This window comes from Methanosarcina subterranea, assembly GCF_055385895.1.
The window spans coordinates 785,587-798,057 of the sequence record NZ_AP042426.1 but is presented as its reverse complement, the minus strand read 5'-3'; the positions used below and the strand labels follow the sequence as shown (position 1 = coordinate 798,057).

Below are 12,471 nucleotides of genomic sequence, written 5' to 3'. Positions count from 1 at the left end.
AAGAATGGCTATTGTAGCAGCAGATACCGTATGGGTGTTGATTTCATCTGCACTCGTTTTATTAATGCTTCCAGGGCTCGCACTATTTTACGGCGGGCTGGTTCAGCGTAAGAATGTCCTGAGCAGTATGATGCACTCATTTGTTGCAATGGGCGTAATGGCTCTCGAATGGGTGATAATAGGCTACTCGCTTGCTTTTGGAGAAGGCAACGGGTTTATAGGCGGCCTCGATCACATATTCCTGCAGGGAATTGACCCTTACTCGGTAACAGGTACAATCCCCACATATGCATTTGTTGCATTTCAGGGAATGTTTGCAATAATCACGCCTGCCCTGATCTCAGGGGCCATTGTAGGGCGTGTCAAGTTTAAGTCATATATCGCGTTCATTGCACTCTGGGGACTTATTGTCTATGCACCTGTCTGCCATTGGGTCTGGGGCGGCGGATTCCTTACAGGGGAGGCCCTTGACTTTGCAGGCGGTACAGTTGTCCATGTAACATCAGGCATTTCCTCCCTTGCAATTTTGCTTTTCCTTGGCAAAAGGAGAGGTTACGGAATAGACTCGATAAAACCGCATAATGTTACTCTTACTCTCCTGGGGACCGGGCTTCTCTGGTTCGGATGGTTTGGGTTCAATGCTGGCTCGTCCCTTGCTGCAAATGAGATCGCAGCCCTTGCATTCATCACAACACTTATAGCTCCTGCAGCTGCAGGGTTTGTCTGGATGGCACTGGAATGGAGCCATTTAGGGCGTCCTACTGCTCTCGGGTTTGCAACAGGCATCCTGGCAGGGCTCGTTGCAATAACACCGGCTGCAGGTTTTGTTACCCCTATGGCAGCAATCCCGATAGGTGCGGTTACAAGCTTCATCTGCTATCAGGCCGTAATGCTCAAAGCAAGATTCGGTTATGATGACTCCCTTGATGCTTTTGGGGTTCACGGAGTAGGTGGAATAACGGGAGCCATTTTAACAGGCGTATTTGCAAGTGTCGGGTCTACAGGGTTCCTCCTCGGCAACTCCGAGCAGCTGCTGCTCCAGATAGAAGGCGTTGTCATCACACTTCTCTACGCAAGTGTCTGCACCCTCATCATCGGGTTTGTACTCCATAAGACGATAGGCCTCAAAGTTACTGAAAGTGAGGAAAATATCGGGCTTGACCGGACACAGCATGGTGAAGCAGCATATAACATTTAAGTACAGGTAAATATTTGAGTGCAGGTAAACCCACCTGTACCTTTCTAATTTATTCTGTGCTATGGATAGAAAGAGATCAACTTTCTAAACTAACATGCCTTCCCTTAAAATAACATATTCTCCATGGAAAACTAATACATCTTTTCTGAAAATGCATCTTTTCTGAAAAGAATAATTTGTCTCTGAAAAGAATACTTTTTCTCTGAAAAGAATACATCTTTCCTGAAATTGATATATTCTTTACAGTCAATTTTTTCCCGAGTTTCACCCGGTCTTTTTCTGTCTTTTCAGTATTATTCAGCTCTTTAGGGATCAGTTATTCTTTGAGATTTATTTTAATACTTTTATTTTTATTTGTAAAAGTAGAAAATATTAAGTAGAATAAAATCGGAAGAAGGTAAGAGATTTGAGGCTTCCTAGTTATCATATAAAAAAGATGGGATGAAAAGATGTTAAATACTGGTTCAACAGGTTTTATGCTGCTTGCGACAAGTCTTGTGATGCTTATGACCCCTGGTCTGGCATTTTTTTATGGAGGGCTTGCCTGTAAACGAAATATTTTAGGAATTATGATGCAGAGTTTTGTTTCTCTCGGACTGACAACTGTTTTATGGTTTTTTGTCGGGTATTCTCTGTGTTTCAGTGGAGGAGAAGGTGCAATTTTAGGAAACCTGGACAAAATGTTCTTGAATGGGATTGCTCCGACTGATATGTTTGGAAATGCGGGATTCCCTGAACTCGTTTTCGTGGCTTACCAGATGATGTTTGCAATCATTACCCCGGCTCTGATTACAGGAGCATTTGCAAACAGGATTACTTTTAAGGCCTACATTATTTTCCTTGTCGTATGGCAGCTTTTTGTTTACTATCCTTTTGTCCATATGATCTGGGGAGGTGGCCTGCTTGCAGAAATGGGAGTTATTGACTTTGCAGGCGGGATCGTGGTTCATGCGACAGCCGGATTCGCAGCCCTTGCCTCAGTCTTTTTCGTAGGCTCAAGGAAGTATAAAGATTCGAAACCAAACAACATTCCCTTAATGGCTATCGGAACTGCACTTCTCTGGTTTGGATGGTATGGTTTTAATGCTGGCAGTGAACTCAATGTGGACGGGATTACGGCACTTGCATTCCTCAACAGCGATATCGCAGCTTCTTTTGCGGCTATTACATGGATGATAATAGAATGGTTAAGGGAAGCAAAACCAAAATTTGTGGGGCTTATGACAGGAGCTGTTGCAGGTCTTGCGACCATTACCCCTGCAGCAGGTCTTGTTTCCTTGCATGTGGCTGCATTAATGGGTATCATCGGAGCTACTGTCTGTTACTTTGCGGTCCATATTAAAAACAGGATGGAATGGGATGATGCCCTGGATGTCTGGGGCGTACATGGAATTGGTGGTGTGACAGGGACAATTCTCCTTGGAATCTTTGCATCAACCGCCATAAATCCCGCCGGAGCTAACGGATTGCTTTACGGCGGCACTGCGTTCTTTATCAAAGAATTCGTGGTTGTTGCAGGTGCCTCGGTCTATGCATTTATATTTACATACATTATGCTGATGCTCATAAATGTAATAACTCCGGTCAAGGTTTCAGATGAAGAAGAGCTTGCGGGTCTGGATATATCTATGCACGGTGAATGTGCCTACGATGCGATTCACTGATAAAATCCCTTAAAATTGCAAAAAAGAATATCTTTATCCATAGTAAACGGACTTACAAAACAGATTTCTCTAAACAAAAAGTTTTTTAAGGAGAAGTTCTTTTCAGCAGGTTTGCTTGATTAGGAGAAAGGAGTTAGGATAAACCCTGGCCCTTACATTTTTCCGTTTTTTTCCCATTTTAATAGTCTGCAGCTTATCTTCTTTTTCTGGAAACCGATGATCGAAGAATTATCGTATCAGTCTTTTTTGAGGTTGGGATTCGGGATTTTTAAAAAGTGGATTACAGAATTAATAAGAACGAACTTCATTTTTGAGAAAAAATCTGCCTGATAGCGACGAGTATCAGGAAAAAAGTATGGGATTAAATTTAAAATTCTTGCAGACGCTCCTCTGTATACGGCACCGGAAAAATTGACCGTGACCGTGATCAAAAATGAGGAAGAAGCCGGAAACTTTAAAAATACGAAGTTTTAAATGAAAGTTTTATGAAAAAAATTTAGTAAAAGAAATGAAAATCCTCACCTACTTTAAGCCAATACATTTTTCAACTACAAGTTGTTTTGAGAATTTTATCGGCCCCTTTTCCGCCTTTTCGGTACTGATATAGCCTTATTTTTTAACCCTTTTTACCGGAAAACCTGTTTTGAGATTAAATTTTGCATCAAAAGAGTGAAAAGAGTTAAATAAAAGGAGCTAGGAAAAAGGTAGCGTGTATGAGGCTTCCTAGTTATCATATAAAAAAGATGGGATGAAAAAATGTTAAATACTGGTTCAACAGGTTTTATGCTGCTTGCGACAAGTCTTGTGATGCTTATGACCCCTGGCCTGGCATTCTTTTATGGAGGGCTTGCCTGTAAACGAAATATTTTAGGAATTATGATGCAGAGTTTTGTTTCTCTGGGAATAACAACTATTTTATGGTTTTTTGTCGGGTATTCTCTGTGCTTCAGTGGAGGAGAAGGTGCAGTTCTGGGAAACCTGGACAAAATGTTCCTGCATGGAATTACTCCGCTTACTCCATTTAAAAGCGGGGGATTCCCTGAACTCGTTTTCGTAGCTTACCAGATGATGTTTGCAATCATTACCCCGGCTCTGATTACAGGAGCATTCGCAAACCGGGTTACTTTTAAGGCTTATCTTATTTTTCTGGTCGTCTGGCAGCTTTTTGTTTACTATCCTTTTGCCCATATGGTGTGGGGAGGTGGCCTGCTTGCAGAAATGGGGATTCTTGACTTTGCAGGCGGAATAGTTGTTCACGCGACAGCAGGAGCTGCAGCCCTTGCCTCAGTCTTTTTCGTAGGCTCAAGGAAATATAAAGAATCAAAACCAAACAGCATTCCCTTAATGGCTATCGGAACTGCACTTCTCTGGTTTGGCTGGTACGGCTTTAATGCTGGCAGTGAACTCAATGTGGATGGAATTACCGCACTTGCATTCCTGAACAGTGATATTGCAGCTTCTTTTGCGGCTATTACATGGATGATAATAGAATGGTTAAGGGAAGCAAAACCAAAATTTGTAGGATTCATGACAGGAGCAGTTGCAGGTCTTGCAACAATTACTCCTGCAGCAGGCCTTGTTAGTATGCCTGTGACTGCGTTAATGGGTATTATTGGAGCTATTACCTGCTATCTTGCGGTTCATATCAAAAACAGGATGGAATGGGATGATGCCCTTGATGTCTGGGGCGTTCACGGAATCGGAGGAGTAACAGGAACAATTCTCCTTGGAATCTTCGCATCAACGGTTATAAATCCGGCAGGCGCTGACGGGCTGCTTTATGGTGGCACTGCATTCTTCATCAAAGAAGTTGTGGTTGTTGTAATTACTTCAATCTACGCATTTGTATTTACATACATTATGCTGATGCTCATAAATGTAATAACCCCTGTAAAGGTTTCGGATGAAGAAGAGCTTGCAGGTCTGGATATCTCAATCCACGGCGAATGTGCCTATGATACGGGAGTTTTCTGAAAAAAATCTTGTATTGGCAGGTTTATTTTATTAAGCAAAAGTTTGGCTAAGTTAAGGGGTCAGGGCAAATCTCAGCCCCTCTTTTTTCAGTCTCAACTGCACTATGGCTTAACTGCACTACTGGCTTAACTGCCGGATGTATATCTTTTTCACAGGAACTGACACTAAGAGACTTTCGTATCAAGCTTTTTTGATATCAGGCTTCCGGCTTTTTAAGAAGTGAAGTACATAATAATTACAAGAATTAGAATTAGAATCAGAATTAGAAATAACTAGAGTTGCATGGATTTAATTTGATTTTTAGGAAATGTATTCTGAAATCAATAAAACATCATAAAGTTAGGGGTTAATATTTCAGGATTCTTAAAGGTGTTGAAGATGCCGGGAAACCCAAATGAGATAAAGCTAGTAAATAATGCTATGTCCAATGCTACTAGAAGAAAAATTATGAACTTCCTTGTAGATGGCGATAGAACAGTTGAGGAAATCGGAGTTGCAGCTGGAAAAGCTATGCTCGACTTCCATCTTAAGCTGCTGCAGCAGGCGGGACTTATAGAGCTAAAGGAAGAGACTGCAGGCTTGACTGAATATGGCAGGAACTTCCTGAAAGGTAAAGAGGAAAAAAACCAGGGAAAGAGTGCAGACCTTTTACAGGCTAAACCTGTAGAGATTACAGAGGTCAGGCAGCTTTTGCCCTGCATAGCAGATTCTTCGAAGTTCAGGATAATTGCAAACATGGCTCCGCCGCTGGGAGGAGTTCTCAAGGTCCTGGAACCTATTTTCTCCAGAGGCAGGTATTCGGATGGGATAGGCGCTCTTATAATACAGCAAAATGAGGTCATTACTACCATATACGGCACTGGAAAAGTTACCATGACCATGATCAAAAGCGAGGAAGAGGCTAGAGATAGACTGGAGAAACTGAAGAGCACTCTCAATGAAGCAATCGCAAAAGGCGTTGCTCCGGCCCCGCGGGAAAAAATCAGGGTCGAACCCATGGAGATCTACAAATACCTGCCCCAGACCAACTGCGGAAAGTGCAGCGAGCAAAGCTGTTACACCTTTGCAATAAAGCTCATGGGAGGGGAGGTCACCCTGGACAAATGCACACCTCTCAAAGAACCGGGCTATGCAACCAATTTCGAGCACCTGCAGGTCCTGAGTGCGTATATTTGAACAGAAGGCATTGAGCTGCAGTTATTTAAAAAACGTTACTTTAACCAGGAGTCTTTGAAGACATTAACCATAGTACTCGCTGGCAGTCCTTATATTTCCGAATACGCTGAAATTACCTGAAAATGCAAAGAGCGCATTTAAACAGCAACAATTTATGTACCTGTATATAGTGCTATTTCAAAAAGATCAGAATTTATTCTGTTTTAGCAGCACAGGCAAATTTTATCCGGGATCATTGAGAAAGGGCTGTAATCAGGACCAGGGAATGGCATATTGCTATAAAAGGTTGCAAAAGGTTGCCTGGCAGAAATAGCTTCACCAGGTGTTAAGGATGCTGGAGAACCCCAATGAGACAAAACTCGTAAACTTTGCGATGGCCAATAGTACCCGACGGAAGATAATTAACTTCCTGGAGAATGGTTCTAGAAGTACTGGAGAAATAGGAGAGATAATTGGGGAGGCTACACTTGACTTTCACCTCAGGATTTTGCAACAGGCAGGTCTGGCTGAGTTAGAAGAAGAGACTGTGAAGTTGAGTGAATACGGCAAGAAATTTCTGAAGAATAAAACAGGAAAGGCAGTGTGCTTAATTTTCTGTAAAATTTACTCTCTACCCCTTACTCTTCTTTTTTGATTACTGTTCCATTACTATATACTTGTTTCCTGTGATCCAGTCTTCATTTATATCAATTAGTATTGAGACTACCAGTCTCAATACTGAGTCTTGGTTAGGAAATGCTCCAACTACCTTGCTTCTTCTTTTGAGTTCCTTGTTGGTCCTCTCCATCATATTTGTTGTCCTTATTTTTTTCCAGTGTTTTTCTGGAAACTGCATATAGTTCATTACATCATACTGAAAACTTTCAAGGGTATCAGCTGCGCCTTCATACCCCATACTATCCAGTTCCATAATCAGGTCATTCAACTTCTGACGGTCTACTAATGCTTCTTTTATCTTCTCAGCCACTTCTTTCTGCTTCTTTTTTGGCACTTTCTTGAGAACTTGTCTTGCCAGATGTACATGGCACATCTGCCAACTTGATCCAATAAAGGATTCTCTTACTGCTTTCTGTATTCCTTTATGGCCATCAGAAATAATTAACTTGACACCTCTTAACCCTCTTTTTTTCAGATCATCGAATAGATCTTCCCAGAACATAGAGGCTTCACTGTCTGCTAATCTTGTTCCAAGAATTTCACGGTAACCGTCATCCCTGATCCCAGCAACTACAAAGAGAGCTTTGTTTTCGTAATGAAGCCCATCTCTTACCTTGAAATAAGTCGCATCGATAAGCAAGTAAGGGATTTCATGTTCTATTGGCTTTGAGAGAAATTCTTCAACCTTCTCATCCAGTTCTTTTGTAATCCTGGAAACAGAAGAGGCTGAAATTTCTCCTACTCCTAATGCAGTCATGACCTTTTTCACCCTTCGGGTGGAAACTCCTTGAAGGTAAGATTCAGCTACAGCGGTTAAGATGGCCTTTTCAACTCTTGAATATTTCTCAAAAACCTGAGTTTCAAAGGGAAACTCACGGAATTGAGGCTTTAATAATTCGAGTTTCCCATGCTTGGTCAGGAGAGTTCGGGGTTTGTAGCCATTTCTACTAGCTTTACGTGAATCTGTCCTCTCATAACGTTGTGCACCAGCTTGGAGGAGGGCTTCCTCCTCCATTACAAGGTTTAAAAACCAGGTAATTAGCTGGCGAATTCCATCTTCCTGATCGACAAGATAATCTTTTATGAGTGGGAATAAATTAACCATTGACTCTGCATCCTCTTTTTTTTGTGGTGAAAGGAAAAGGATACAGAGTCAATCATATTTTACAGAACTTTCGGTACACTGCCCAGGAAAAGCTGAGGAGAGAGCAGCAGACTTTTCTCAGGCAAGGCCAGTGGAGATTGTTGAAATCAGGCAGCTTTCGCCCTGTATAGTAGATTCCTCAAAACTCAGGGCGAGTGCAAACATGGTCCCACCTCCGGGTGGAATCCTGAAACTGCTTGAGCCTCTTTTTCCCAGAAGTAATTATTCGGATGGAAAAAATAGCCTGATAATTCAAAAAGGAGAAATTATTACAACTATCTACGGTAGTGGAAAAATCTCCATCAGGATGATTAAAAACGAGAATGAAGCTAAAGAAGAGCTTGAAAACCTGAAGAGCACCATCAATGCGGCTATTGCAAAAGGTGTAGCCCCAGCTCCCAGGGAGAAGGTTAGGGTTGAGCTCATGGAGCTCTACAAATACCTGCCCCAGACCAACTGTGGAAAGTGCGGCGAACAGGGGTGTTACAGCTTTGCCATCAAGCTTATGGCCAGACAGATCGCTCTGGACAGGTGTACGCTCCTTAAAGAACCGGAGTACGCAAATAATCAGGAGCAACTACAGGTTTTGGCCGATTACATCTGAGCTCTATTAATTAACATAGTTTATTCGGAGGAAATTTTGAAGACGCTCACCATAGTGCTTACTGACGGCCCTTATATTTCCGAATACGCTGAAATTGCCTGTAAAATAGCCGAAAGCGCACTTAAACAATATCAGGTGAATATATTCCTGTACATGGACGCAGTGCATATCCCCAAAAAGAGTCAGAACCCATCCTTTTTTACCAGCGCAGGCGAACTTTTCACAGGACTTGCAGAGAAAGGAGCTGTGATCAGGGCCTGTGCACGGTGTGCTGCTGCTAGAGGTTATATTGCAAAAGAAGAGACAGCGAACGGAAATAACTGCGAAGATTATATCCCCGGAATAAAAATTTCCAGTCTCTACGAACTTTCAGAGATGCTGAGTAAAAGCGATAGAGTAATCTCGCTATAAAAATAAATTAAAATAAGCTCGTCAAAATGGGTTTAGACCAATGAGATCGGTTTTCTATTTGCTGGATACTGCCCCATACGGCAGTGAAAAAGCCTTCGGAGCACTGAATGCGGCTGCAGTAAGTCTAACAAGGATGCATGTGACTCTCGGCCTTTATGGAGATGGAGTTTATCTTGTAGTTGCAGGCCAGGACAGCAAAAAGCTTGGAGTACCAAACCTTTCAGATATTCTCTATTCATATGGGGAGTTAAGAGTACTTGCGCATGAACCCTCGCTGGTTGATAGGGGCCTTTTTGAGGAGACCCTGATAGAGACCGTGGAACTTGTTGATGAAGAGGACTTTCTCGAAGCAATGGAAAGCTCGGACTGCGTTATTCCGATTTAAAGTGACCTGTTGAATCGGCAGTACTAAAAATTGGCAGCTATCAAGAAAAAACAGACACGGAGAATAATATGGAGCAAGAAGAATATGATATATTCCTGCTGACAAAACCTCCCTTCAGTCCGAGATCGGAGATATGCCTCAAACTTGCTGCTCGCTCCGGAAATTCCAGAATCTACCTTGCAGGAGACGGGGTCTACCATCTGTTTTCCGGAATAGAGAGACTGACGGGCTGCGAGATTTATGCCTGCCAGGAAGATCTCGAGGCAAGAGCAATAAGGGACAGAGAAAAAGTTACAGTTCCAGACAACTTCTACGCTGCTTTTATAGAGGATGTAATGGAACACTGCAGGAATATGTATACATTTTAAACAAAAGTTAGCAGATAAAAATACTAATAATAAAGGGTCACCGGACAGGACGGTACTATATGACCGAAAAGCTCTCACCTGAAATTATTAAAGAATTAGAACGAGTGAGCCGGCTGCATGAACAGGCAGTCTGTGACCACGAAAAATGCAGGGAATTTAGCGAAAAGCTATCCGACCTTCTGGTCAGGCTCGAGGATATGAAACTTTATAAGACAGCGGATAGGCTGATGAGCGTCCTTATAAACTGCAGCCCAAAAGAGGCTTCCCATTGCGAAAAAGCAACGTTTGTAGGGGAAATGATAAAAGATGTAGCAAAAGAGGCACAGATGGCAGCAGGTAAATGAGTATTGAAATCTGAACTGAAACCAATATTTACCCTTGATTTAAGCTTTCAGGATAAACTTGCCAGTTCAGTTTTCTTCCCGCAGATTTAACGTGGGATATAGAACATTACAAAAACGCCCACAAGTGCGATCAATGCTCCTATAATTTCATATCTGTCAGGTTTCTTCTTATCAACAAGAAAGCCCCAGATCAGAGAGGAAATAATAAAAATTCCTCCGTATGCGGCATAGACCCTGCCGAAATGTGCAGGCTGAAGAGTTGGGATAATTCCGTAGATAGTCAGTATCAGCCCGCCCAGAAGCCCGAATACTACTCCTTTATTTTCTCTTAACCACAACCAGACAAGATATCCGCCTCCGATTTCAAACAGGGCAGCCAGGAAAAACAGGGCAAGAGAAATTCCCGGGTCGATCATAAAGCCTCCTCCTTTCTTGGCCAGTAATAGATAATCGAGACTCCGATAAGAATGATCAGGGCGCCTATCAGATCATAGGTATCAGGGGGCGTTTTGTCGAAAATCCAGCCCCATAAAAGAGACATAACAACAAAAATGCCTCCATATGTCGCATATATCCTGTGGAAGTATGATGGCTGGAAAGTAGGTACGACACCATATAGAAACAGGACTGCTGCCCCAAGAAATGCAAAAACCAATTCTCTGCCTTCACGCAGCCATAACCACATAAGATATCCACCTCCGATTTCAAAAACACCTGCAAGGATGAACAGGAGAATAGTATACACAAAGCATCTTTTTCGGGATATGCATGTGGATTCGACTTTAATTTTCATGTCTTAAAAATTGTGAATAATATATATAAACAAACTCATAAGCGAAAGCACCCTGCAGAGTATGAACAGAATCGCTGGAGTTCCAGAAAGAGATTATAAAGATTGCAAGCTGGAGAGTAAATACACGCCGGAAAAATTGTTTCAAATATATTTGAAATAGGAAATTTTATATAGGTTCTTTCAAATACATTTGAAATAACAGGAAAAATCTGGAAAATATCCCTGGTGGAAAAATGACTCTTGATTATATCACTTATCTCATATCAGTCGGGCTTCAGTCAGTACAGGAATACATGGCGCTCCATGTGCTCATGTGCCTTGTACCTGCTTTTTTTCTGGCAGGCGCAATAGCTTCCCTCTTTTCCAAAGAATCGGTGCTGAAGTTCTTCGGAGCGGACGCCCCCAAATATGTCTCATATACGGTAGCTGCTGTTTCGGGCTGCCTCCTTGCAGTTTGCAGCTGTACGGTGCTCCCCCTCTTTGCAGGAATATATAAACGGGGGGCAGGTATAGGTCCTGCAACCACGTTCTTATTCTCCGCTCCCGCCATCAATATCCTTGCAATTGTCTATACGGCAAAAATCCTGGGATACGACCTTGGAATAGCCCGCGCCTTTACAGCAATTACTCTTTCTGTTCTTGTTGGTCTGGTGATGTCCTTTGCGTATGAGGGGAAAGTAACCGAACGCAAGTCCATAAAGACCTTCGGAGAAGAAGAGCACAGGCACAACGTCGAACTATTTGTTTTGCTAATTGCAGTCCTTGTAGCGCCAGAATTGATGTCTTCCTGGGGCTGGAAGTATACAACTCAGCTGCTTGCCTGGGCTCCCATGATAGGGATTACAGCATTCCTGTCTTTCAAATGGTTCTCAAAAGAAGAACTTGAAAGCTGGATGGGAGAAACCTGGTTCCTGATAAAACAGATCACACCCCTGCTCCTGCTGGGAGTTTTCTTTGCAGGAATTGCAGTTGTCGTACTCCCAAAAGAGTACGTAGCAGCTCTTGTAGGAGGAAATTCCCTGACTTCAAACTTTATTTCCTCAGTAGCCGGAGCTCTCATGTATTTCTCCACCTTAACGGAAGTACCAATCATCAAAGCCCTTACGCTGCTCGGAATGGGAGAAGGACCTTCCCTTGCCATGCTCCTTGCAGGTCCGGCACTTAGCCTGCCGAATATGATAGTTATCAACAGGATAATGGGAGCAAAAAAAGGCATGACTTATATCTTCCTGGTAGTATTGATTGCAACCGTTTCGGGGTATATATTCGGAGCCATGTTTGTGTGAAATAGAAACCGAATCAAATCTAATCAGATCTAATCAGATCTAATCAAATAATCAAATTTAGTCGAATCAAATCCGATTAAATCCAATCAAATCCAATTGAATCAAATAAAAGTAATATCATAAATAATTTCACAAAGCTTACATCTAAACGTATCGCAATAAATGACTAAAGAAAATTAAACAGCAGGTGAGAAAGTGAAAATCGAAATACTGGGTTCAGGCTGTTCTAAATGCAACAAAACAAAAGAACTTGCCGAAAAAGCCGTAAAGGAAACAGGCGTGGATGCGGAAATTGTCAAGGTAGAAGATTTTGACAAAATTCTGGAGTACGGAGTCATGATTACCCCTGCCCTCGTTATTGATGGAGACGTCAAAGTCGCAGGTAAGGTCCCAAGCGTGGAAGATATCAAGAAATGGATCACAAAATAAGTTAAAATGGATCATCAGATGAGCTAATTATTAAAAAT

14 protein-coding genes and 1 pseudogene are annotated in these 12,471 nt (G+C 42.2%); 12 read left to right on the top strand and 3 right to left on the bottom strand.

Annotated features, from left to right (window positions below; all coding sequences use genetic code 11):
• Positions 1-4: 4 nt before the first annotated feature.
• The 5 genes from ACZ5A8_RS03530 to ACZ5A8_RS03510 all read left to right on the top strand — a co-directional run bounded on the left by ACZ5A8_RS03530 (position 5) and on the right by ACZ5A8_RS03510 (position 6,646).
• A complete protein-coding gene (locus ACZ5A8_RS03530; protein ID WP_464532233.1) occupies positions 5-1,198 on the top strand; it encodes an ammonium transporter in 1,194 nt (397 codons plus the stop codon).
• A gap of 449 nt (positions 1,199-1,647) precedes the next feature.
• Complete coding sequence (locus ACZ5A8_RS03525; protein WP_464532231.1) at positions 1,648-2,862, top strand: ammonium transporter; 1,215 nt, start codon at positions 1,648-1,650, stop codon at positions 2,860-2,862.
• A 756-nt stretch (positions 2,863-3,618) separates the two neighbouring features.
• Positions 3,619-4,836 (top strand): ammonium transporter, encoded by a 1,218-nt coding sequence (locus tag ACZ5A8_RS03520; protein ID WP_464532230.1) that lies wholly within the window; start codon positions 3,619-3,621, stop codon positions 4,834-4,836.
• 420 nt (positions 4,837-5,256) lie between these two features.
• On the top strand, positions 5,257-6,012 hold the full coding sequence (locus ACZ5A8_RS03515) for a (Fe-S)-binding protein (RefSeq protein ID WP_464532229.1): 756 nt from the start codon (positions 5,257-5,259) through the stop codon (positions 6,010-6,012).
• 331 nt (positions 6,013-6,343) lie between these two features.
• Positions 6,344-6,646 carry an ArsR/SmtB family transcription factor gene (locus ACZ5A8_RS03510; RefSeq protein WP_464532227.1) on the top strand — a complete coding sequence of 101 codons (303 nt, stop codon included), beginning with the start codon at positions 6,344-6,346 and terminating at the stop codon, positions 6,644-6,646.
• Here ACZ5A8_RS03510 and ACZ5A8_RS03505 read toward each other — a convergent pair.
• Positions 6,647-7,826, bottom strand: a pseudogene (locus ACZ5A8_RS03505) (IS256 family transposase).
• Positions 7,827-7,976: 150 nt separating this feature from the next.
• Here ACZ5A8_RS03505 and ACZ5A8_RS03500 point away from each other — a divergent pair.
• The 5 genes from ACZ5A8_RS03500 to ACZ5A8_RS03480 all read left to right on the top strand — a co-directional run bounded on the left by ACZ5A8_RS03500 (position 7,977) and on the right by ACZ5A8_RS03480 (position 9,925).
• Positions 7,977-8,417, top strand: coding sequence for a (Fe-S)-binding protein (locus tag ACZ5A8_RS03500; RefSeq protein WP_464533999.1), 441 nt, complete (start codon positions 7,977-7,979; stop codon positions 8,415-8,417).
• Between the two features lie 36 nt (positions 8,418-8,453).
• Positions 8,454-8,828, top strand: coding sequence for a DsrE/DsrF/TusD sulfur relay family protein (locus ACZ5A8_RS03495; protein ID WP_464532226.1), 375 nt, complete (start codon positions 8,454-8,456; stop codon positions 8,826-8,828).
• Between the two features lie 40 nt (positions 8,829-8,868).
• Entirely contained in the window at positions 8,869-9,213 is a 345-nt protein-coding gene (locus ACZ5A8_RS03490; protein ID WP_464532225.1) for a DsrE family protein, read from the top strand.
• A 68-nt stretch (positions 9,214-9,281) separates the two neighbouring features.
• A complete protein-coding gene (gene tusB / locus ACZ5A8_RS03485; RefSeq protein WP_464532223.1) occupies positions 9,282-9,581 on the top strand; it encodes a sulfurtransferase complex subunit TusB in 300 nt (99 codons plus the stop codon).
• A gap of 59 nt (positions 9,582-9,640) precedes the next feature.
• Positions 9,641-9,925: a hypothetical protein gene (locus ACZ5A8_RS03480; RefSeq protein ID WP_464532221.1), complete on the top strand. Its 285-nt coding sequence runs from the start codon at positions 9,641-9,643 to the stop codon at positions 9,923-9,925.
• A gap of 86 nt (positions 9,926-10,011) precedes the next feature.
• Here ACZ5A8_RS03480 and ACZ5A8_RS03475 read toward each other — a convergent pair whose 3' ends face one another.
• Both ACZ5A8_RS03475 and ACZ5A8_RS03470 read right to left on the bottom strand, forming a co-directional pair.
• Positions 10,012-10,341, bottom strand: coding sequence for a YnfA family protein (locus ACZ5A8_RS03475; protein WP_464532220.1), 330 nt, complete (start codon positions 10,339-10,341; stop codon positions 10,012-10,014).
• A complete protein-coding gene (locus ACZ5A8_RS03470; RefSeq protein ID WP_464532219.1) occupies positions 10,338-10,718 on the bottom strand; it encodes a YnfA family protein in 381 nt (126 codons plus the stop codon). Before ACZ5A8_RS03470 ends, ACZ5A8_RS03475 begins: the two co-directional genes overlap by 4 nt.
• A 233-nt stretch (positions 10,719-10,951) precedes the next feature.
• On the opposite strand from ACZ5A8_RS03470, the gene ACZ5A8_RS03465 reads away from it, so the two are divergent.
• Together ACZ5A8_RS03465 and ACZ5A8_RS03460 are read left to right on the top strand one after the other, a co-directional pair.
• Positions 10,952-12,004: a permease gene (locus ACZ5A8_RS03465; RefSeq protein WP_464532217.1), complete on the top strand. Its 1,053-nt coding sequence runs from the start codon at positions 10,952-10,954 to the stop codon at positions 12,002-12,004.
• Between the two features lie 195 nt (positions 12,005-12,199).
• A complete protein-coding gene (locus ACZ5A8_RS03460) occupies positions 12,200-12,433 on the top strand; it encodes a thioredoxin family protein (protein WP_229388112.1) in 234 nt (77 codons plus the stop codon).
• Positions 12,434-12,471 lie beyond the last annotated feature (38 nt).